This window comes from Kocuria dechangensis (genome assembly GCF_014636775.1).
Classification (GTDB): Bacteria; Actinomycetota; Actinomycetes; order Actinomycetales; family Micrococcaceae; genus Kocuria; species Kocuria dechangensis.
In genome coordinates this window covers 54270-74437 of record NZ_BMEQ01000007.1, presented here as the reverse complement: position 1 = coordinate 74437, position 20168 = coordinate 54270, and the positions used below count along the sequence as shown (strand labels likewise).

Sequence of the window (20168 nt, the reverse complement as noted above, 5' to 3'; positions counted from 1 at the left end):
GGTCGGTGGCTGGGCCGGCGCCCGTGGCGCCGGCCCCTCGGTCAGTTCTCGTGGACGGGGATCCACTGCTCGACGATGCGGTCGAGCGTGCCGTCCTGCTCGATCCGGTCCAGCGTGGCGTTGACCTGGTCCAGCATCGGCTGGTTGCCCTTCTGCACGGCCACGCCCAGCTGGTCGTCGACGTCCCGCGTCTCCTGCAGCACGAAGCCGGGGTTCGCCTCGGAGTGCTCGGAGATCGCGGTGACGTCGTCGAGGACGGCGTCCACGCCGCCGGTGCTCAGGTCCGTGAACATCGTCGTGGCGTCCTCGAACTGCACCGCCTCGAGACCCAGCTCGGCGGCCTGGTCCTCGCCGAGGGTCCCCTGCATCACGCCGACCCGAGCCCGCTGCTCGCGCGCCTCGTCGATCGAGCCGATCCCGCTCTCCCCGTCCGTCACGAGCCCGAGCTGGTTGTCGTAGTAGGGGTCCGAGAAGTCCATCACCGTCCGGCGCTCCTCCGTGATGGACAGCGCCGAGATCGCCACGTCGCACTGGTCGGTGTCGAGGGCCGCACCGGACTGGATCGACTCGAAGGCGAGCGTGACGTTCTTCATCTCCACGCCGAGGTCCGCGGCGATCTCCCGGCCGAGGTCCATGTCCAGGCCCACCATCTCGCCGCCCTCCTCCATCTCGAAGGGCGGGTAGTTGGACTCGGAGCACACGGTGAGGCGGCCCGGCTCCACGAGGGCCACCGCGGACGACGCGCTCGCGGGGTCCCCGGAGCCCTCGGAGGAGTCCTCGGGGGAGCTCGCGGGGCTGCAGGCGGTCAGGGCCAGGGCGGCGGTCGCGGACAGGGCGGCCGCGGCGAGGCGGCGGGACGGGAGCGTCGGGCGGGGCATGGGCGGTTCCTCCGGGATGGGGTCGGCGGGTGCGGGATCGGGCGGCGGGCCTACAGGCCCATCCAGTCGGCGCGCATCCGCTCGAGGGTGCCGTCCCCGCGGATGCGCTCCAGGGTGCTGTTGACCTGGTCGAGCAGCTCGGTGTCGCCCTTCTGCACGGCCACGCCCAGCTCCTCGCCGTTGTCGAGGGTGTCCACGAGCTCGAGGTCGGGGGAGCCCGCGGCGCGCTCGCCGAGCGCGGAGACGTTGCCGACGACGGCGTCCACGCCCTGCGTCTCGAGGGACTGGAACATGAGCTCGACGTCCTCGAACTGCTGGGCGGACCAGCCCTGCTCGGTGGCGTGGTCCTCGCCGGAGGTGCCCTGCTGCACGCCCACGGAGGCATCGCCGAGGGCGTCGAAGCCGGTGACCCCGGAGTCGCCGGTGGTGAGCAGCGCGAGCTCGTCGTTGAAGTAGGGCTCGGAGAAGTCCATCGAGGCCCTGCGCTCGTCGGTGATGGTGATCCCGGCGATCGCGACGTCGCACTGGTCGGTGTCCAGGGCCGCCCCGGACTCGAGGGTCTCGAAGTTCGCCTGCACGACGGTCTTCTCCACGCCCAGGTCCGCGGCGATCTCGTCGGCGAGCGCCATGTCGAAGCCGACGATCTCCCCGTCCCGCTCGAACTCGAACGGCGGGTACGGGGAGTTGGTGCACACGGTCAGCCCGCCGGCGTCCGCGTCACTCCCGCCCTCCGCGGCGGAGGTGCAGCCCGCGAGGGCGAGCGCTGCGGCGGGGAGGAGGACCAGGGCGGGGAGGGTGCGGTGGGCGGCGGGCATCGTGTGCGGCTTCTCCTGTTCGGCGCCTGTGGGCGCTGGGACGGCGGGCGCGGTCGGCGGCGGCGCGGCACCGGTCTACGGGGCGGTAACCCTCCCGACAGCGTTCGGGACACAAGGATACGGTGCGAACGCGGAGGCCGGGCCCGGCCGCGCCCCCGCCGGGGCCGGAGGGGTGGCCGGGGCGGGGACTAGAGCGGGGACGTGCCCCCGGTGGGCACGACGCGACCGCCGGCCAGGACGGCCCCGGGAGGGTCGGCGCGCAGGCCCAGCGCCTGGAGCATGGGGCGCAGCTTCGCCCAGGTCTCGGCGAGCTCGGAGTCGGGGTCGGAGGCGCCCACGATCCCGCAGCCGGCGTACAGCCGCACGGTCCGCTCGTCCTCCTGCACGGCCCCGCGCAGGGCGATGCCCCAGTCCCCGTTGCCGGCGGCGTCGAGCCAGCCCACGGGGCCGGCGTAGAGGCCGCGGTCCATCTGCTCCAGCTCGGGGATCGTGGCGGCGGCCGCCGCGGTGGGCGTCCCGCACACCGCGGCGGTGGGGTGCAGGGCCTCGGCCAGCTCGAGCGAGGACGGCGGGTCCCCGGCCGGGCCCGGCCGCAGCACGGCCGTCACGTCCGAGGCGAGGTGCCACACGTTGGGCAGCTCCAGGATGAACGGCTCCGGGGAGGTGGCCACGACGTCGGTGTAGGGCGCGAGGGACGCCACGAGGGAGTCGATCGCGAAGCCGTGCTCGTGCTGCTGCTTCTCGGACTCCCCGAGCACGCGCGCGGCGTACTCCTGCGGGTCCTCCCCGACGGGGGCGGAGTCCCGGTCCAGGGTGCCGGCGAGCACCCGGGCGTGGGCGACGCCGTCGAGCACCTGCACGAGCATCTCGGGCGTCGCGCCCAGCACGCGGCCCGTCCCGGCCGCGGCGTCCGCGCCGAAGCCCACGCAGTACGTCCAGCACCGCTCGTAGCGGTGGGCGAGGTCCCGGACCACGGCCACGGGGTCGAGGGGGGCGGCCAGGCGGGCGACGACGTCCCTGGCCAGGACCAGCTTCTCCAGCCGCCCGGCGCGGATCCGCTCCACGCCCTCCCGCACGGCCTCGGTCCACTCCTCCTCGTCGAGGGTCCCGGGGGACAGCGTCGCGGCCGCTCCCGGCGCGGAGGCCGGGGCGGAGAGTGCGGTGGGGGGCGTGACAGCGCCGGGGGCGTGGCCGAACCGGCGCACCCAGGCGGCCGCGACGTCCTCGGTGGTCAGGCGGAAGGGCGTCCCGGGGGCCACCGCCACCACGAGGCTCGCCCACGCGGCGTGCTCGTCGCGGCCCACGAGCAGCTCGGGCACGACCAGGCCGGAGTCCGCGGCGGAGTCCGCGGCGAACGTGAACGCCCCGAAGGCCGCCAGGCCGGTGCCCGGCACGCCCACGCGGTCCTCGACGACGGCGGCGGAGACCACGTCGTCCCACCACACGCGGGCGGCGGTGAAGCGGTCCGCCCCGCGCACGGCGTGCTCCGCGGCGCGGCCGTGGGCCACCAGGCCGCGCCCGTCGATGGTCCAGGTGAGCAGGTCCGGGCCGGCGAGCAGGTCCCGCAGGTCCGGGAGCGCGCCGGCACCCAGCGCGGACAGGGGAACCGTGAGCGCGTGCAGGACGGGGACCGGAGCGACGGCGGCGTCGACGGCGGGGTCGGTGGGAGACATCGCCCTCCAGTCTAAGCGGGACGGCGGACACTCCCGCCCCCGCCCGGGGAGCGGGCGGCGCCGCCGGGCGCACCGGGAGGCGGAGCGGGGCCGTGCGGAGGCGTGCGGGCGCGTCGGAGGGAGGTGCGACAATGTCCGGGTGAACCGAGCAGACCTGTCCAAGCAGCCGCACGAAGTCTCCGCCATGTTCGACGACGTGGCGCCCCGCTACGACCTCGTCAACGACATCCTCTCCCTCGGCCGGGCCCGGGGCTGGCGCAGGGTCGTCGCCGAGGCCGTCGCCGCGGTGCCGGGCGAGAAGGTGCTGGACCTGGCCGCCGGGACGGGCACCTCCTCGGAGCCGTACGCCGACGCGGGCGTGGACGTCGTCGCCGCGGACCTCTCGCTCGGCATGCTGGAGGTGGGCCGCGCCCGCCGCCCCGACATCGAGTTCGTCCAGGCGGACGCCACGCGGCTGCCCTTCGCGGACGAGTCCTTCGACGCCGTGACCATCTCCTTCGGGCTGCGCAACATCCAGGACTACCGCCGCGCGCTCGCCGAGATGCTGCGGGTCGTCAAGCCGGGCGGGCGGCTCGTGATCTGCGAGTTCTCCACCCCCACCTTCGCCCCGCTGCGCACCGTCTACACGGAGTACCTCATGAAGGCGCTGCCCGGGATCGCCTCGCGGACCTCCTCCAACCCCGAGGCCTACCAGTACCTCGCCGAGTCGATCGCGGCCTGGCCGGACCAGGAGGCGCTCGCGGCCGAGATCGCCCGGACGGGCTGGACCAGCGTGCAGTACCGCAACCTCACCGGCGGCATCGTGGCCGTCCACCGCGCCGTCAAGCCCGCGGCGGGCACCCCCTCCGCCGCCCGATGAGGGCGCTGGTCCTCGGCGGCGGACCGGCGGGCGCCACGGCGGGCTACTGGCTGGCCGCCTCCGGGATCGACGTGACGGTCCTCGAGAAGACCGCCTACCCGCGGGAGAAGGTCTGCGGGGACGGGCTCACCCCGCGGGCCGTGCGCGAGATGCAGCTGATGGGGCTGCCCCACGGCCCGGAGCAGGGCTACGCCCGCAACCGCGGGCTGCGGCTCGTGGCGCGCGAGCGCGCCGTGGAGGTGCCCTGGCCCGCGCTCGCCGACTTCCCGTCCTACGGGCTCGTGCGCACGCGCGCCGACTTCGACCAGCAGCTGGCCGAGCACGCCCGCGCCGCCGGGGCCCGCGTGCTCGAGCGGCGCTCGGTCGTGGAGGTGCTGCGCGACGGCGCCGGGCGGATCTGCGGCGCCCGCGCCCACGTCCTCGACGGCGCCGGCCGGCGCACGGGCGAGACCGAGGAGCACCGTGCCGACGTCGTGCTCGCGGCGGACGGCAACTCCGCGCGCGCGGCGGTCTCGGCCGGCCTGCACCGGCGCGAGGACCGGCCCATGGGCGTCGCTGTCCGCGCCTACTACGAGTCCCCGCGCTCGGACCTGGAGTGGATGGAGGGCTGGCTCGAGCTCGCCGACGGCACCGACCCGGAGGGCGGGCTGCTGCCCGGCTACGGCTGGGTCTTCGGCGTGGGGGACGGCACGGCCAACGTCGGCCTCGGCATCCTCGACACGTCCCCGGCCTTCGGCTCCCTCGACTACCGGCGGGTGCTCGCCGACTGGACCGCGTCGATGCCCGCCGACTGGACGTTCGACGAGGAGCACCGGCGCGGCCGTCCGCTGGGGGCGGCCCTGCCCATGGCCTTCAACCGCACCCCCCACCACGTGCCCGGGATGCTGCTGCTGGGCGACGCCGCGGGGCTCGTCTCCCCCTTCAACGGGGAGGGGATCTCCAACGCCATGGAGTCCGCCCGCTACGCCGCCGAGCACGTCGTGGCGGCCGCCTCCGCGAACGGCCCCGCCCAGCGGGAGCTCCTCCTGGCCCGCTACCCGGACCGGGTCCGCCAGGAGTGGGGCGCGCACTTCACGCAGGGGCGGGTGCTCGCCCAGCTCATCGGCAGCCCCGCGGTCATGAAGGCCGCCGTGCGCACCGGCATGGCCGTGCCGGCGCTCATGCGCTTCGTGGTCCGCGTGATGACCGAGCTCTCCGACCGTCCGCCGCACACGTGGGAGGACCGGGTGATCGGCCTGCTGGACGCCCTGACGCCCGCGACCGGCAACACCCGCCCCCCGAAAAATCGCTAGAGTGGTGGACCGTGACTGAATCCTCCTCCCCGAGCGCCGGCGGCCCCGCCACCGATCAGGTGAAGCTGCCCGCGGGTTTCGACCTCATCGCCTCCGACGACCGGCTGGGGCCGGTCGTGCTGCAGGCGCTGGGCCGGATCGAGGAGCGGCTGGACCACGCGGTGCGCAGCACCGACCAGCTGGCCGACGTCACCTCCCGCCACCTGCTCCAGGCCGGCGGCAAGCGGGTGCGCCCGCTGCTGACCGTGCTCGCCGGGGAGATCGGCGGCGGCGTCAACGACGCCGTCCTCGAGGCCGCCGCGGTCGTGGAGCTCACCCACCTGGCCACGCTCTACCACGACGACGTCATGGACTCCGCGCCCCTGCGCCGCGGCGTCGCGACCGCCCAGACCGTGTGGGGCAACTCGGTGGCGATCCTCACCGGCGACCTCATCTTCGCGCGCGCCTCCTCCATGGTCTCCGAGCTCGGGCAGCGGGCCCTGAAGATCCAGGCGGACACCTTCGAGCGGCTCGTCCTGGGCCAGCTCCACGAGACGGTCGGCCCCCGCGCCGGGCAGGACCCCCTCGAGCACTACCTCGACGTCCTCGCCGGCAAGACCGGCTCCCTCATCGCGGCCTGCGGCCACTTCGGGACGGTGCTCGCCGGCGCCCCGCAGGACGTCGTCGACGTCATGGTCGAGTACGGGGAGAAGGTGGGCATCGCCTTCCAGCTCGCCGACGACGTCATCGACGTCACCGGCGCCGACGCGGTCTCCGGCAAGACCCCGGGCACGGACCTGCGCGAGGGCGTGCCCACGCTGCCCGTCCTCATCCTCCGGCGGATGGCCCAGGAGGGCGACGCCGAGGCCGCGCGCGCCGTCGCGCTGCTCGACGCCGACCTGAGCACGGACGAGGCCCTCGAGCGCGCCGTCGCCGCGCTGTCCGCGCACGCCGCCACGCAGGAGGCCTGGCGGATCGCCCGGCAGTGGGCCGACGACGCCATCGCGTCCCTCGCGCCGCTGCCGGACTCGGTGGCGAAGCGGGCGCTCGTGGCGTTCGCGCACGCCGTGGTCCACCGCGACGCCTGAGCCGGCCGCGGCCGCCCACGGTGTGTCGCGGCGTCCACTGGGACTAGCCTGGTGCCGTTCGCACGACCATCCGACGCACCCGAGGACGACCCCATGACCCAACAGGCCCCACCCGGCGCTCCCGCCCAGCGCGCGCCCCGCGAGGCGTTCTCCAGCCGCACCGTCTTCATCCTGGCCGCCATCGGCTCCGCGGTCGGCCTGGGCAACATCTGGCGCTTCCCGTACATCGCCTATGAGAACGGCGGCGGCGCCTTCCTCATCCCCTACCTCGTGGCGCTGCTGACGGCCGGCCTGCCGCTGCTCATGCTGGAGTACGGGATCGGCCACCGCTTCCGCGCGTCGGCGCCCCTGGCCTTCCGCCGCCTGCACCCGAAGACCGAGTGGATCGGCTGGTGGCAGATGGGGATCAGCTTCGTCATCGCGGTCTACTACGCCGTGATCCTGGGCTACGCGATGCTCTACACGACCTTCTCGTTCAGCAAGGCGTGGGGCGACGACCCCGGCACGTTCTTCCTCTCGGACGTCCTGAAGACCTCCGAGGAGGTCACCGTCGGCCTCGAGTTCGTCCCGAGCGTGCTGCTCGCCACCTCCATCGCGTGGCTCGCGCTCCTCGTGGTGCTGCTGCTGGGGGTGCAGAACGGCATCGGGAAGGTCAACCTGGTGCTGATCCCGCTGCTCGTGCTGATGTTCCTGGTGATCGTGGTCATCGCCCTCACCCTGCCCGGCGCCACGGACGGGCTCAACGCCTTCTTCACGCCCAACTGGACGGCCCTGACGGACAGCTCCGTGTGGGTGGCCGCCTACGGCCAGATCTTCTTCTCGCTGTCCGTGGGCTTCGGCATCATGATCACCTACTCGTCCTACCTCAAGCCCAAGACCGACCTCGCCAGCTCGGGCCTCGTGGTCGGCTTCGGCAACTCGAGCTTCGAGATCCTCGCCGGCATCGGCGTGTTCGCCGCGCTCGGCTTCATGGCCGGGGTCGCCGGCGTGGGGGTGGACGAGGTCGCGACCTCCGGCATCGGCCTCGCGTTCATCGCGTTCCCGACGATCATCTCCGAGGCGCCCTTCGGCACGCTGATCGGCGTGCTGTTCTTCGCGACGCTGACCTTCGCCGGCTTCACCTCGCTCGTGTCGATCGTCGAGGTCGTGGTGGCCGCCGCCCAGGACAAGCTCGGCCTGCGCCGCCGCACCGCGGTGCTGGGCGTGGTCGTGCCCATGGCGCTCATCTCCCTGGCCCTGTTCACCACCACCACCGGCCTGAACCTGCTGGACGTCACGGACAACTTCGTCAACCAGTTCGGCATCGTCGCCGCGGCCCTCGTGTCCGTCATGCTGCTCACCGCGGGCTTCTCCGCGCTGCCCACGCTGCGCGACCACCTCAACTCGGTGTCCTCGTTCACGCTGGGCCGCACGTGGATGGTCATGGTCGGCGGGGTCACCCCGATCGTGCTGGGCTACATCCTCATCAACACGCTCACCACCACCCTGGCTGAGGGCTACGGCGGGATGCCCACGTGGTTCGTCAACACGTTCGGCTGGGGCACCGCCATCGGGCTGGTGATCATCGCGCTGCTGCTCTCGCGGCTGCCGTGGCCCGCGTCGTCGGCGGCCTCGGACCTCAGCCCCTCCCCGGCCATCCTGGACGCCCACGTCGACCGGCACCGGATGCGCGGCGACCAGCCGCTGGCCCGGTGGTCGGACACCGCCCTGCGCACCCCGGCCCTGGGCCAGGACTTCTCCTACCGCACCGTGGAGGAGGGGGCCGACGCGTCCCCCGGCCGGCACGCCGCCGAGCCGGCCGCCCCGGACACCCCCGGGGCACCCGCTCCGGGCACCACCGCGGGCACCGGCGCCACCGCGCCCTGGACGTCCGGCGCGGCCGGGACGACCGATCCCGCCCGAACCGAGGAGGACCCCCGATGACCACTGCCGCCATCGTCATGCTCATCGTCGCCATGGTCACGGTGTGGGGCGGCTTCATCGCCGCCGTGCTGCACCTGCGGCGCTCGCCCGAGGTCCCGGACAACGACCAGGGCTTCGGCGCCGACGACTACGTGCGCACCACCTGACCCCCGCCCCGGGCCCGTCCCGGGACGGCGAGGGCCCCCGGCGCCGCACGGCGCCGGGGGCCTTCGCACGGGGCGGCGCACGGCGCCGCAGGCTCCTGCCGGGGAGGGCTCAGGCGCGGTGGGCGCGGGGCGCGCGCGCCGCGTCGAGCACGAGCAGCAGGACCGCGAGCCACACGAACCCGAAGCCCACCCAGCGCACGAACGGCATGAGCTCGCCGAGCACCAGCACGGCGATGAGGAACTGCATGATCGGGGCGAGGTACTGGATCATGCCGACGGTGCTCAGCGGCAGGCGGCTCGCGGCGACCCCGAAGAGGATCAGCGGCACGGCCGTGATCACGCCGGAGGCCAGGAGCAGCAGCAGGTGCGACGGGCCCTCCGTGCCCAGGGTCAGCCGCCCGTCCGCCGCGAGGGCCCCGACCGCCCACGCCGCCACCGGGGCCAGGGCCATGGTCTCGACGGTCAGGGTGACGATCGCGGGGTAGGAGCCGCCCACGAGGTTCTTGACCAGCCCGTAGAAGCCGAAGGAGAAGGCCAGGCCCAGCGCGAGCCACGGCACCTGGCCGTAGAAGACCGCCATGACGACCACGGCGGTGAAGCCCACGGCGATGGCGGCCCACTGCAGGGGGCGCATCCGCTCGTGCAGCACCACCACCCCCAGCAGGACGGCCACGAGCGGGTTGATGAAGTAGCCCAGGGACGCCTCGAGGGTGTTCCCGGTGGTCGTCGCCACCGTGTACAGGAACCAGTTGACGCCGATGAGCGCGCCGGCCAGGGTCAGGGCCCCGAGGGTCCTGGGCGCGCGCAGCGCCCGGCCCAGGGGGCCGAGCTGCCGCGTCACCGCGAGCAGCAGCAGGCAGAACACCAGGGAGAAGAGGACGCGCAGCGCGACGATCTCGGTCGGGCTCGCCGGATCCAGCAGCACGAAGTACAGCGGGAGCAGGCCCCAGAGCCCGTAGGCCCCGAAGCCCGCCAGCAGACCGGCCCGGGTCCTTGCCTGTGCGGCGGGATCCGGGCCGGGTGCGATGTTGTATGCGGTCACGCTCGAGGGTACCGCCCTGGGTCAGAGGCCGAAGAACCGGCTGAAGAAGCCCTTCTTCCGCTCGCCCTGCTCCTCGCGCTCCTCCTCGGTCTCCTCGCCCTCGACCACGGGCTCGGCGGAGGGGCCGCCCGGGACGGCGGGGCCGGCGACGACCTCGCGCTCGACCTCCCGCTCCTGGGCCGGCTCCTGCACCGGCTCCGGGGCGCGCTCGACCGTGCGCTCGGCGGCGGGCTCCGCCGCGGGACGGGCGGGCTCGGCCCGGACGGCCTCGGGGCCGGGGACGACCGTGGTGCTGACGCGGCCGGGCCGGACCTCGCGGTCGGAGGGCTCCTGGTCGAAGGGCAGGTCGGTGTCGGCCGAGCCGGCGTACTGGGCGGCCACGGGCTCCGGGGCCTCCTCCGGGGCGGGCTCGGCGTGCGCGGGCCCGGCGTGCTCGGTCTCGACGAAGTCGGGCACCTCGAGGGGCTCGGGCTGCTCGGCGCGGGCCGGCTGGGCGGCGGCCTTCGGCCCCGACTCCAGGCGGGCCGCCGTGGCCTCCGCCGCGGCGCGGTCCTCGCGCAGGAGGGCGGCGCGCTCGCGGGCGGCCGCGGCGAGGTCGGCGAGGACCTCGGGGCCCACGGACGGCTCGGCGGGCTCGACGCCGGAGATCTGGTGGTCGTCGAACCAGAAGCGCTGCGCGCCGTCGGAGACGGTCACCACGCAGGTGGCCGCGGTGTCCCACTCGACGTGGGCGCCGCGGAGCTTCGCGTAGGAGTCCACGGCGAGGTTGTGGTCCACCGCGGTGTCCGTGGTCAGGGCCTCGGCGATCACCCGCATCATCCGCTCGACCGTCAGGTCGGGCAGCTCGAACTCCGGGCCGTCCAGCAGCAGCCAGGCGGTCACCCCGCCGCCGGCGGTGGCCGGGTAGTGGGCGTAGATGCCCGTCACGGCCTTCGCCGCGAGGGTCAGCCGGCGGGCCAGGCCGTCCGCGACGGGCAGCTCGTCCGTGGAGAGCTCCTCGACGCCCAGCCGCTCGCCGGCCTCGCGGGCCTGCACGGCCGCGGAGACGACCACGGCGGGGAAGTGGCCCAGCTCCTGCCAGGCCCAGATCCAGGAGCCGCGGGGAGCGGAGTCGGTGCCCAGCAGGTACGGGGTGAGGGTCACGGGGGGATCGGTCTGCAGGGTGAACGCCGGGGCGGAGAAGTCGACGTCCCACCCGGCGCCCTGGGTGAGCTCGGCCAGTCTGGCCTGGTACTCGGTGGAGATGAAGATCGACTCGTCGATCAAGTCCTGCAGCGTTTTCGTCATGCCTCCCAGGCTAGCAATCATCGCGGGTGCACGAACGTCACCCCGGCCCGTGCCCGCGGTCCCGCCACGGCGCCCCCCGGCGGACGCCGGGGCGCGTGGCACGGGCCCCGGGTCCCCGGCGCGAGGAGCGGGGTCGGTAGGCTGGGCGGGAGGCCGCAGGAGTCCTGCGGCGCCGCCTCCGGCCCCGGGCCGGCCCCCGTCCACCCCGATCCGAACAGGCCCCCGCGGGCCGGGAACGAGCCGTCCATGAGCGAGACCACCGCCACCCCGTCCACCGGACCAGGCCGGCAGGAGCTGCTCAACACGATCGCCACCTGGATCCTGTCGGTCCTGCGCACCGAGCCCGGCTGGGACCGGATGGTCGTGGACCTGAAGTTCCAGGGCGGGCGCGTGCACCTGCGGGTCCGGGAGCACCGCGGGGACCAGGTGCTGCCGGGCACGGCCGGCCCCATCAAGGAGGGCAGCGCCGTCCTGCCCACGGTCGAGCAGCTCCGGGAGCGCTCCTACGTCCGGGGCCGCGGCACCTGGTTCACCGCCACCGTGGTGATCCTCGCCCAGGGGTGGCCCGAGCCCACCTATCGCATCGGGGCGGACTACGACCTCGACGGCGAGCCGCGCCCCTGGGGGGACGAGGGGCCGTTCACGGCGCAGGACGTGCTGCAGCACCTCGAGCGCTTCCCCCGCACCCGGACCCGGATCCCGGCCTGGGCCGCCGAGCTGGCCGCACGGGACGGCGTCGAGCTGCCCGAGCTGGAGCCCGGCGCGGAGCCCGAGGCCGACCGCGAGGGAGTGGTGCACCCCCTCGCGCGCGCCGCGATCGACCGGTTCGCGAGCGCCCCGGACAACGCCCGGATGATCGAGGTCATCCGCCAGTGCATGGCCGGGACCCTGCTGCTCGACGTCACCGCCAGCACCCTCGTGGAGGGGCCCAACGGGGAGAAGGTGGGCCCGGAGTCCCAGCTGCGCGTCCAGGCGCTCGGGGAGCCGGACGGCACGCGCTCGCTCGCGGCCTACACCTCCGCGGCGGAGGCGCAGGCCATGTTCGAGCGCTCCCACCAGGACGGCGGGCAGCCGGTGCTGCTGCGCGAGTCCGCCGTGCGGGTGCTGCAGATGGTCGCCGACGACCCGCAGTACGACCACGTCGTGATCGACCCGGCCCGGAAGGGCTGCCGGATCAGCCGCCCGCAGGTGGAGTGGGCGATGCGCTCCCCGCGCAACGACGTCGTCAAGGCCGCGATGCTCGACAACAACATGTCGCAGCTGCTGGCCGGCCTGCTCGCCCCGGACGCGGTGCTGCTGCTGGGGACGCGGGTGCAGGACGGGCGCGCCGTGCCGATCTACGCGAAGCCGCAGGAGGAGGGGGCCACGCCGGACACGCTGCTGCTGTTCACGTCCGCGGCCGAGGTCGCCGTGCTGGACCCGACGCTCGAGATCCGCTCCGCGCCCTCCCGCCAGGCGCTGCGCTTCGCCCTCGACTCCGGGGCAGCCAAGGTCTGCGTCAACGCGCAGCCGCCGGTGGCCACGCTGACCGCGGAGCAGCTGCGGGAGCTGCTCGCGCTCGTGGAGCAGAACGAGCAGGACGAGAAGAACGAGAAGGGCGAGGACGTCCAGGGGAAGGACGCGCCGGCGGAGGACGGGACCACGGACGTCGCCGGGCCCGCCGACGGGACGGGGCCGGGGCGCGGCTGAGCCGCGCGGGGGCGGTCAGCCCTCGACGGGTGAGGGGGACTCCGCCTCCGCGGCGAGGCAGCTCGCGCACACGCCGCGGTAGACGACGTCGGCGGAGAGCAGCTGCATGCCGTGGTGCTCGGAGGGCGTCAGGCAGGGGGCGTGGCCGACCGAGCAGTCGACGTCGGCCACCGTCCCGCAGCGCACGCAGTACGCGTGGTGGTGGTTGTCGTCGGTGCGGGTCTCGTAGAGCGCGGGGGACGCGGGCGGCTCGAACTTGCGGAGCAGGCCCACGGCGGTGAGGTCGGAGAGCACCACGTACACCGACTGCACCGTGATGGCGGGCAGGACGGTGCGCACGGCGGCGGCGACGTCCTCGGCGGTGGAGTGGGGGTGGTGGTCGACCGCGTCGAGCACGGCCAGCCTCTGCTTGGTGACCCGGCGGCCGGAGGAGCGCAGCCGGTCCGACCACGCGGCGGCCCGGCCGGCGTCCTCGGGTGCGGGGCGTTCCGTTGTCTGCATGTGGCCACCGTAGCGTTATCACGACGTACTCACAATAGCCGCCGTCACACCCGGCGGGCGGGGTGCGGCGGCCCCAACGTGACGCGCGAGCCCGGGCCGCGGTGTGATCCGCGGATACACTGTGCCCGGACCTGCGCACGCAACGAGCCGGGGGGCTGGGGTCCGAGTTGCCGTCGCAACCGGAGCGCGTGGCCGTGCCGCCACGGCGGGCTCCTGCCGCACCCCCGGACCTCGTCGAAGCTCCGAGCGGAGCTTCCCGACCACGCCCCGGAGACGCCATGCCCCATCCCGACCACCGCGCCCCAGGGCCGCCCGACGCGGGGCTCCCCACCGACGAGGCGCTGCTGGCGGCGGTGCGGTCCGGGGACATCGGGGCCTTCGCCCACCTGCGCGCCCGGCACAGCGCCACGGCCCGGGCGGTGGCCCGCGCGCACCTCGGACCCGGCCCGTGGGGGGACGACCTCGCCGCCGACGTGTTCCGCGGAGCCCACCGCGCCCTGCACAGGGGCGGAGGACCGGGCGTCTTCCCGGACGCCTGGTTCGTGGCCGCCGTCGGGTTCCACGCGGCCGCGCGGCGTGCGGGAGCCGGCCCGGACCGGCCGGTCGAGGACCTCGCCGACCTGCTCCTCCTGCGCGGCGGGGCGGCTCCGGTCGCCCGCGCGTTCACCGGCCTGCCCGAGCGCTCGCAGGCCGTGCTCTGGCACACCGAGGTGGCGGGCCTGCCGCCGGACCGGGCCGCAGCCCTGCTGGGGCTCACGCCCGCCGCCGCGTCCTCCCTCCACGGGGACGCCGCGGGGGCCCTGCGCCACGCCTACCGCGAGGAGGGGGCCACCTGGCCCGCCGGCCCCGACTGCGCGAGCTGGACCGCCGACCTCGGCGCGCTGCTGCGTGACGCCCTGCCCGCGCCGCGCGCCGGCGCCCTGCGGGCGCATCTCGGGACGTGTCCGCACTGCGCCGCCGAGTACCTGCGGCGGGACGACATCGGCCACGGCCTGCGCACCTGGGTGCTCCCGGTGCTGGCGGGGGTGCCGCCGTGGGGGCCGGAGGCGCAGGAGCTCGCGCACCTCCTGTCCGCCGCGGGCCGCGAGTCGGGGAGACGGCGCGCCGCGCAGGCCCACCCGCCCCTCGCGGCGATCGCCTCGGCGCCGGACCCCGTGCGCCCCCATCGGGGCGTCCGGTCCCTCGCCGCCGCCGGGGCGCTCGCGGCGGCTGTGCTCGTCGGCGTGGGCGTCTCCTGGAACACGGGGTCGGACCTCGAGGCCTCGCGCCCCTCGGACCGGGAGATCCCGCCGGCCGAGGCCCCCGCGGCCGAGACCCTGGCGGCCGAGACCCTGGCGGCCGGGACCCCTGCCGCCGACGCCTCCGCGTCCCGGACGGACGCCCCGGAGGCAGGGGAGGGCGACGACGACGGCTCCCGCGACCGATCGCGCGGAGAGCGGCCGGGCACGGCCGATCCCGGGCTGTCCGTGCCCGTGGCCGAGCCCTCCGCAGGCGCTCCGTCCGCCCCTGCCGGCGGGTCCGGCCGGGCCCCGGACCGGCTCGCGGGCACGGGTGCGGACCCGGGCGACGAGGCGCAGGCCGACGGCGCGATCGGCACCCCGCCGCCCGCCGGCCGGACGCCCGCCGGACCGGGGGCCGAGGACCGGTCCGCCGGCGGCGGAAGGGTGGTGGCGCAGGTCCCCGGACCGGTGGCCGCACCGCTCCCCGGCACCCTGCCGGGGCCGGCGCGGGAGACGGCGCGGGAGACGGCACGGGAGACGGCGCCGGGACCGGCGACCGGCGTCCTGCCGGGCCCGGCGCCGGGTGCCGTCTCCGGGGGAGCGGCCTCGGCCACGCCGTCCTCGGCGCCGACGGGTTCCGCCGCTGTCCCCGGCACCACCTTTTTCGGCGCCGCCACTCCCGGGGCCGCCACCCCCGACGCCACCGCCCCGGGCACCACGTCCCCCGCCCCGCTCGTCGAGTCCCCGCCCGCGCCGTCCCCGGAACCCGCGGTCGAGTCCCCGGTGCCGCTGGAGGACGTCGCGGCGCCCCCGCCGACCGGCGAGGTCCCGCTGCCAGGCACGCCGGAGCCGACCCTGTTCGAGGCCCCGGCGACCCCCCGGCCGAGCCTCCTGGACCCCGCCCTCCCCGGAGGTTCCGGCTCGCCGTAACGCGGCCGCAGTCGATCCGAGGGCCTGCTGGGAGTCCGCTGTGAACTCGCCGACGCGCGCCCTGGCGGGAAGAGCAGTGGGGCCGCCGGGGTTGGACTGGACAGCAGCCCTGCCCCGGCGGAAGGAGTCGCGCCCGCGATGCACAACCACAACAACGGCCTCAAGACCGTCCTGCTCCTCGGCGGGCTGTGGGCGGTGCTGCTCGCCATCGGCTGGGTCGTGGCCAGCAGCACCGGCAGCAGCCTCTTCATCTGGCTCTTCGCCCTCATCGGCCTCGCCTCGACCGCGTACAGCTACTGGAACAGCGACAAGATCGCGCTGCGCTCCATGCGGGCCATCCCGATCACGGAGCAGCAGGCGCCCGCCTACCACCGGATCGTGCGGGAGCTGTCCCAGAGCGCCGGCCAGCCGATGCCGGCGCTCTACATCGCTCCCACGCTGAGCCCCAACGCGTTCGCCACCGGCCGCGATCCCGAGCACGCGGCCGTGTGCGTGACCGAGGGCATCCTCCAGCTGCTCGACGAGCGGGAGGTGCGCGGCGTGCTCGGCCACGAGCTCATGCACGTCTACAACAGGGACATCCTGACGTCCTCGATCGCGGCGGCCGTCGCCGGCATCATCACCGCCGCCGCCCAGGCCCTGCAGTTCGCCGCGATCTTCGGCGGCGGGCGGGACGGGGACCGCGGCAACCCGCTGGTCGGCCTGCTCATGGCGTTCCTGGCGCCGCTCGCGGCCACGGTCATCCAGCTCTCGATCTCGCGGACCCGCGAGTACGACGCCGACGAGGACGGGTCCCGGCTCACCGGCGACCCGCTGGCGCTGGCCTCGGCCCTGCGCAAGATCGAGCTGGGCACGGGCGCCCGGCCGATGGACGACCACGACCAGCGGCTCGTCAACACCTCGCACCTGATGATCTCGAACCCCTTCCGCAACGGCGGGGTGTCGAACCTGTTCCGCACCCACCCGCCGACGTCGGACCGCGTGGCCCGGCTCGAGGGCATGGCCGGCCTCGGCCGCCGCTGACCCCTCCGTCCCCGCCCCGCGCGGAGCGCCGCGGCAGAACGACGACGGCGTCCCTCACCCGCGGGGTGGGGGACGCCGTCGTCGTCGGGAAAAGAGGGCTCAGCGGTAGTTGATGAACTGCAGGTCGACCTCGAGGTCGGAGCCCTTGAGCAGCGCGATGACGTCCTGCAGGTCGTCGCGGGACTTGGAGGACACGCGCAGCTCGTCGCCCTGGATGGTCGCCTTGACGCCCTTGGGGCCCTCGTCGCGGATCAGCTTGGTGATCTTCTTGGCCTGGTCCTGGGCGATGCCCTCCTTGACGGAGGCCTCGATCCGGTACTCCTTGCCGGAGGCGAAGGGCTCGCCGGCGTCGAGGGACTTCAGGGAGATGCCGCGCTTGACGAGCTTCGACTGGAACACGTCCAGGACGGCGTTGACGCGCTCCTCGGAGTTGGCCTTCATGAGGATCTTCTCGCCGGAGAAGTCGATCTCCGCGCCCACGCCCTTGAAGTCGTAGCGCTGGGCGATCTCCTTCTGGGCCTGGTTGAGGGCGTTGGACACCTCCTGCTTGTCGACCTTGCTGACGACGTCGAACGAGGAATCGCTGGCCATGCTGCCTCCTGTGCTGGGGAACCACGGGGGCGGGCGGCACGGCGCCGCCCGCGGGACTGCGGCCCACTTTACCGGGAGGCCTCCGTCACCGTTTCGTGACCTGCGCTCAAGGATCCGTTCAGGTGGGCCTCCGAGGATGGTGGCATGAGCAAAACCATGGACCCCGACGACGTGGTGCCCGGTTCGGCTCGGTCCCGGCGCGGAACCGCTGCGGCGGCCACCGCTCTGGCGGCCGTCCTGCTGATGAGCCTGGGGCTGTCCCCGGCCGCCGCGGCGGCCACGGTGGAGGCGCCCCCGCACCGCTCGGTCGGGTCCGTCGGCCCGGCGACCGCCCACCTGGACCCGGACGTCGCGGAACGGCTGGCGGGCGTGGCCCAGGACCTCGCGGAGGCCGTCACCCACGGCGAGATCACGGAGACCCAGGCGGCCTCGTTCCTGGAGCAGGTGTACCGCAAGATCGCCTGCTGAGCCGGTGCCGCGGCAATTTCGCATCCCGGTCGATTTTCTGTACTGTTGAAGTGCTCCCGCACGCGGGGGCCACGATCCCGGCCCGTGAGGTCCTGGATCGGCACCCCGGCAGATTACCCGAGCGGCCAAAGGGGGCTGACTGTAAATCAGCTGGCAATGCCTACGGGGGTTCGAATCCCTCATCTGCCACCGGTGACGTCGCAGGACGTCGACCACGAACGCCCCGGACCACCAGGTCCGGGGCGTTCGTCGTTCCCGCGCAGCACTCCTGCGCAGGACTCGCGCGGGACTCCTGCCCGGGAACTCCGTCCGGGAGGTCTGCGCAGGACGTCCGGTCAGGGGATCTCCGGCGCCAGCGCGGCGCGCACCCGCGGCACCACCTCCGTGCCGAGCAGCGCGATCGCCTCCATCGTCAGGTGGTGCGGGATCCCGCCCGCGTCCATCCGCAGCAGCAGCCGCTGGTGGCCGAGGGCCCGCTGCTGCTCCACGATCTTCCCGACGACCTCGTCGACGTCGCCGACCACGAGCGACCCGCCGGGCTCGCACTCCTGCTCGTACTCCTCCCGGGTCCAGGGCGGGTCCTCGGAGCGGATGCGCCCGTGGCTGCGGGTGCCGCCCGCGAAGTAGGGGTAGGTCGCCTCCCGCGCCTGCTGCGCGGTGCGCGCCACGAAGCCGGGGACGTTGAGGCTCACGGGCGTGGCGGTGTCCCTGCCGGACTCGCCGAGCGCCTGCCGGTAGGCCTCCACGAGCGGCACGGCGTCCGAGATCGGGCCGTGCGTGCGGAGCAGCGCGAGGGGAAGGCCCAGCTCCGCCGCCCGCACCGCCGAGCGGACGGTCCCGGAGCAGGCGACCCACACGGGGAGCCGCTCCTGCAGGGGCCGCGGCTCGATGGCGAGGTCCGCGACGTGGGGCGTGAGCGCCCCGTCGAAGGTCACGGGGTTCCGCTCGAGCACCTGCAGCAGCTGGAGCAGCTTCCGTTCGAAGATCGCGTCGGAGTCCGGCCCCTCCATGCCGAGCGAGCGCAGCACCGGCTCCGAGGCGCCCCGGCCCACGATCATCTCGGCCCGGCCGGCGGAGATGTTGTCCAGCATGGAGATCTGCTCGTAGAGCTGCACCGGGTCGGCCACGGTGAGCACGGACACCGCGGTGGTGAGGCGCAGCAGGCGCGTCCGGCCTGCGATGGCGGACAGCAGCACCACGGGGGAGGTGGCCACCACGTCCGAGCCGTGGCTCTCGCCCACCCCCATCACGGCCAGCCCCGCGTGCTCCGCGGCCTCGGCCTGCTCGATGATGTCCCGCAGCCGCTGCCTGTTGTCCGGGCGCGAGCCCGTGGCGGGGTCGGGGGCGACCTCGCCCAGGGAGAAGATGCCGATCTCGAAGTTCATGGAGTGCCTCCGGGTGCACGGGTCCGCCCCCAGTCTAGGGAGCGCGGCGCGGCGGGGAAGGGGGCGGTCTTGAGCCACGAGTGAAACCGTTGTCCGGGCTCCCGCGCGGTCCGTAGGCTGGAGGCATGGCTACCGTTGACATCACTCAGGAGACCCTGGGCCAGACCATCGCCGACAACGACATCGTCCTGCTGGACTGGTGGGCCGAATGGTGCGGCCCCTGCAAGCAGTTCGCCCCGACCTACGAGGCCGCGTCCGAGAAGCACGCGGACATCGTGTTCGGCAAGGTCGACACCGAGGACCAGCAGATGCTGGCCGCCTCGGCGCAGATCTCCTCGATCCCCACGCTGATGGCCTTCCGCGAGGGCATCCTCGTCTTCTCGCAGCCCGGCGCGCTGCCCGCCGCCGCCCTGGACCAGGTGATCGACGCGGTCAAGGGCCTCGACATGGAGGAGGTCCGCGCGGAGGTCGCCAAGCAGACCCAGGACGCGCCGAACGCCTGACCGGCCCCGGACCACGCACGACGACGGCACCCCCACCTCAATCCAGAGATGGGGGTGCCGTCGTCGTGGGGGCGGTGGGGCTCACACGACGCCGGTGACGCCGAGCAGCGAGCCGATGGCGAACGTGGCGACCAGGGCGAGCGCCCCGCCCACCACCATCCGGACCACGGCGCGGCCCCGCTCGGGGGTCCCGCCGAGCTTCGCGCCCAGCCAGCCGGTGAGGCCCAGGGCCGCGAGCACGGCGACGAACGTCACCGGGACCCGCCACTGCTCGGGCGGCAGGAGGATGGCGAGCATGGGCAGCAGGGCCCCGATGAAGAAGGAGACCGCGGAGGCGACCGCGGCGTTCCAGGGGCTGACGATGTCCTCCTGGTCGATGTTGAGCTCCGCGTCCAGGTGCGCGGCGAGGGCGTCGTGCTCGGTGAGCTCCTCGGCCACCCGCCGGGCGGTCGCGGTCGACAGGCCCTTGGCCTCGTAGATCTCCGCGAGCTCCTGGAGCTCGGCCTCGGGCATCTCGATCAGCTCCCGCTCCTCCTTGGCGATCAGGGCGCGGTGGGAGTCCGACTGGCTGGACACGGACACGTACTCGCCCTGGGCCATGGACAGGGCGCCGCCCACCAGGGCCGCGAGTCCCGCCGTGAGGATCGCGCCGGTGTTCGACGTGGCGCCGGCCACGCCGACCACGACCGCGGCGACCGAGACGATCCCGTCGTTCGCGCCGAGCACACCGGCGCGCAGCTTGTTCATCCGCTCGGTGTAGCCCGCGGCGTGCGGCTCCTGGATCACGTGTTCGGAGGTCATGGCTCCATTGAACGCGCGCGGGCGGCGCCGTGCCAGCTAGGACAGGGTTGCCTCACCGGCCGGGGGAGCGCCGGC

19 protein-coding genes and 1 tRNA gene are annotated in these 20168 nt (G+C 74.6%); 11 read left to right on the top strand and 9 right to left on the bottom strand.

Annotation, left to right across the window (positions count from 1 at the left end):
* Positions 1-41: 41 nt before the first annotated feature.
* The 3 genes from IEW07_RS08685 to IEW07_RS08675 form a co-directional block, all read right to left on the bottom strand.
* The gene (locus tag IEW07_RS08685; protein WP_188536289.1) at positions 42-878 is read right to left on the bottom strand and encodes an ABC transporter substrate-binding protein; all 837 of its coding nucleotides are present in this window, start codon (positions 876-878) and stop codon (positions 42-44) included.
* A 50-nt stretch (positions 879-928) separates the two neighbouring features.
* Positions 929-1693 (bottom strand): ABC transporter substrate-binding protein, encoded by a 765-nt coding sequence (locus IEW07_RS08680; protein WP_188536287.1) that lies wholly within the window; start codon positions 1691-1693, stop codon positions 929-931.
* A gap of 188 nt (positions 1694-1881) precedes the next feature.
* Entirely contained in the window at positions 1882-3366 is a 1485-nt protein-coding gene (locus IEW07_RS08675; RefSeq protein ID WP_188536285.1) for an isochorismate synthase, read from the bottom strand.
* Positions 3367-3505: 139 nt separating this feature from the next.
* On the opposite strand from IEW07_RS08675, the gene IEW07_RS08670 reads away from it, so the two are divergent.
* From IEW07_RS08670 to IEW07_RS08650, 5 genes are all read left to right on the top strand, one after another.
* Complete coding sequence (locus IEW07_RS08670; RefSeq protein WP_188536283.1) at positions 3506-4225, top strand: demethylmenaquinone methyltransferase; 720 nt, start codon at positions 3506-3508, stop codon at positions 4223-4225.
* Positions 4222-5517 (top strand): geranylgeranyl reductase family protein, encoded by a 1296-nt coding sequence (locus IEW07_RS08665; protein WP_188536280.1) that lies wholly within the window; start codon positions 4222-4224, stop codon positions 5515-5517. The genes IEW07_RS08670 and IEW07_RS08665 overlap by 4 nt, the downstream gene beginning before the upstream one ends.
* An 11-nt stretch (positions 5518-5528) precedes the next feature.
* Entirely contained in the window at positions 5529-6584 is a 1056-nt protein-coding gene (locus IEW07_RS08660; protein ID WP_229741674.1) for a polyprenyl synthetase family protein, read from the top strand.
* A 93-nt stretch (positions 6585-6677) separates the two neighbouring features.
* A complete protein-coding gene (locus IEW07_RS08655) occupies positions 6678-8507 on the top strand; it encodes a sodium-dependent transporter (protein WP_188536279.1) in 1830 nt (609 codons plus the stop codon).
* Entirely contained in the window at positions 8504-8653 is a 150-nt protein-coding gene (locus IEW07_RS08650; protein ID WP_188536276.1) for a methionine/alanine import family NSS transporter small subunit, read from the top strand. The genes IEW07_RS08655 and IEW07_RS08650 overlap by 4 nt, the downstream gene beginning before the upstream one ends.
* A 109-nt stretch (positions 8654-8762) precedes the next feature.
* Here the strand turns inward: IEW07_RS08650 and rarD are convergent, their stop codons facing one another.
* Both rarD and IEW07_RS08640 read right to left on the bottom strand, forming a co-directional pair.
* Positions 8763-9695 (bottom strand): EamA family transporter RarD, encoded by a 933-nt coding sequence (gene rarD / locus IEW07_RS08645; RefSeq protein WP_229741673.1) that lies wholly within the window; start codon positions 9693-9695, stop codon positions 8763-8765.
* A gap of 21 nt (positions 9696-9716) precedes the next feature.
* Positions 9717-10982 (bottom strand): DUF6882 domain-containing protein, encoded by a 1266-nt coding sequence (locus IEW07_RS08640; protein ID WP_188536274.1) that lies wholly within the window; start codon positions 10980-10982, stop codon positions 9717-9719.
* A gap of 246 nt (positions 10983-11228) precedes the next feature.
* Between IEW07_RS08640 and IEW07_RS08635 the strand changes: the two genes are divergently transcribed.
* Positions 11229-12671 carry an SseB family protein gene (locus IEW07_RS08635; RefSeq protein WP_188536272.1) on the top strand — a complete coding sequence of 481 codons (1443 nt, stop codon included), beginning with the start codon at positions 11229-11231 and terminating at the stop codon, positions 12669-12671.
* A gap of 15 nt (positions 12672-12686) precedes the next feature.
* Here IEW07_RS08635 and IEW07_RS08630 read toward each other — a convergent pair whose 3' ends face one another.
* Positions 12687-13172, bottom strand: a complete 486-nt coding sequence (locus tag IEW07_RS08630; protein WP_188536270.1) for a Fur family transcriptional regulator — start codon at positions 13170-13172, stop codon at positions 12687-12689.
* Positions 13173-13450: 278 nt separating this feature from the next.
* Between IEW07_RS08630 and IEW07_RS08625 the strand changes: the two genes are divergently transcribed.
* Positions 13451-15322, top strand: coding sequence for a zf-HC2 domain-containing protein (locus IEW07_RS08625; protein WP_188536268.1), 1872 nt, complete (start codon positions 13451-13453; stop codon positions 15320-15322).
* Between the two features lie 138 nt (positions 15323-15460).
* Entirely contained in the window at positions 15461-16345 is an 885-nt protein-coding gene (gene htpX / locus IEW07_RS08620) for a zinc metalloprotease HtpX (RefSeq protein WP_188536266.1), read from the top strand.
* Between the two features lie 99 nt (positions 16346-16444).
* On the opposite strand, the gene IEW07_RS08615 is transcribed toward htpX, so the two are convergent.
* The gene (locus IEW07_RS08615; protein WP_188536264.1) at positions 16445-16936 is read right to left on the bottom strand and encodes a YajQ family cyclic di-GMP-binding protein; all 492 of its coding nucleotides are present in this window, start codon (positions 16934-16936) and stop codon (positions 16445-16447) included.
* 144 nt (positions 16937-17080) lie between these two features.
* Here IEW07_RS08615 and IEW07_RS08610 point away from each other — a divergent pair, with 144 nt between their 5' ends.
* Both IEW07_RS08610 and IEW07_RS08605 read left to right on the top strand, forming a co-directional pair.
* A complete protein-coding gene (locus IEW07_RS08610) occupies positions 17081-17404 on the top strand; it encodes a hypothetical protein (protein ID WP_188536261.1) in 324 nt (107 codons plus the stop codon).
* A gap of 107 nt (positions 17405-17511) precedes the next feature.
* Positions 17512-17593 (top strand) — tRNA-Tyr (locus IEW07_RS08605).
* 146 nt (positions 17594-17739) lie between these two features.
* Here the strand turns inward: IEW07_RS08605 and IEW07_RS08600 are convergent.
* Positions 17740-18789, bottom strand: a complete 1050-nt coding sequence (locus IEW07_RS08600) for an LLM class flavin-dependent oxidoreductase (protein WP_188536259.1) — start codon at positions 18787-18789, stop codon at positions 17740-17742.
* Between the two features lie 125 nt (positions 18790-18914).
* Here IEW07_RS08600 and IEW07_RS08595 point away from each other — a divergent pair, with 125 nt between their 5' ends.
* Entirely contained in the window at positions 18915-19292 is a 378-nt protein-coding gene (locus IEW07_RS08595; RefSeq protein WP_188536257.1) for a thioredoxin family protein, read from the top strand.
* 81 nt (positions 19293-19373) lie between these two features.
* Here the strand turns inward: IEW07_RS08595 and IEW07_RS08590 are convergent, their stop codons facing one another.
* Entirely contained in the window at positions 19374-20093 is a 720-nt protein-coding gene (locus IEW07_RS08590; protein WP_188536255.1) for a VIT1/CCC1 transporter family protein, read from the bottom strand.
* Between the last annotated feature and the right edge of the window lie 75 nt (positions 20094-20168).

Bases quoted from the DNA above. Each gene is read 5' to 3' on its own strand.
- IEW07_RS08685 (WP_188536289.1), bottom strand. From the start codon at position 878: ATGCCCCGCCCGACGCTCCCGTCCCGCCGCCTCGCCGCGGCCGCCCTG.
- IEW07_RS08680 (WP_188536287.1), bottom strand. From the start codon at position 1,693: ATGCCCGCCGCCCACCGCACCCTCCCCGCCCTGGTCCTCCTCCCCGCC.
- IEW07_RS08675 (WP_188536285.1), bottom strand. From the start codon at position 3,366: ATGTCTCCCACCGACCCCGCCGTCGACGCCGCCGTCGCTCCGGTCCCC.
- IEW07_RS08665 (WP_188536280.1), top strand. From the start codon at position 4,222: ATGAGGGCGCTGGTCCTCGGCGGCGGACCGGCGGGCGCCACGGCGGGC.
- IEW07_RS08655 (WP_188536279.1), top strand. From the start codon at position 6,678: ATGACCCAACAGGCCCCACCCGGCGCTCCCGCCCAGCGCGCGCCCCGC.
- IEW07_RS08650 (WP_188536276.1), top strand. From the start codon at position 8,504: ATGACCACTGCCGCCATCGTCATGCTCATCGTCGCCATGGTCACGGTG.
- IEW07_RS08640 (WP_188536274.1), bottom strand. From the start codon at position 10,982: ATGACGAAAACGCTGCAGGACTTGATCGACGAGTCGATCTTCATCTCC.
- IEW07_RS08635 (WP_188536272.1), top strand. From the start codon at position 11,229: ATGAGCGAGACCACCGCCACCCCGTCCACCGGACCAGGCCGGCAGGAG.
- IEW07_RS08630 (WP_188536270.1), bottom strand. From the start codon at position 13,172: ATGCAGACAACGGAACGCCCCGCACCCGAGGACGCCGGCCGGGCCGCC.
- IEW07_RS08625 (WP_188536268.1), top strand. From the start codon at position 13,451: ATGCCCCATCCCGACCACCGCGCCCCAGGGCCGCCCGACGCGGGGCTC.
- htpX (WP_188536266.1), top strand. From the start codon at position 15,461: ATGCACAACCACAACAACGGCCTCAAGACCGTCCTGCTCCTCGGCGGG.
- IEW07_RS08615 (WP_188536264.1), bottom strand. From the start codon at position 16,936: ATGGCCAGCGATTCCTCGTTCGACGTCGTCAGCAAGGTCGACAAGCAG.
- IEW07_RS08610 (WP_188536261.1), top strand. From the start codon at position 17,081: ATGAGCAAAACCATGGACCCCGACGACGTGGTGCCCGGTTCGGCTCGG.
- IEW07_RS08600 (WP_188536259.1), bottom strand. From the start codon at position 18,789: ATGAACTTCGAGATCGGCATCTTCTCCCTGGGCGAGGTCGCCCCCGAC.
- IEW07_RS08595 (WP_188536257.1), top strand. From the start codon at position 18,915: ATGGCTACCGTTGACATCACTCAGGAGACCCTGGGCCAGACCATCGCC.
- IEW07_RS08590 (WP_188536255.1), bottom strand. From the start codon at position 20,093: ATGACCTCCGAACACGTGATCCAGGAGCCGCACGCCGCGGGCTACACC.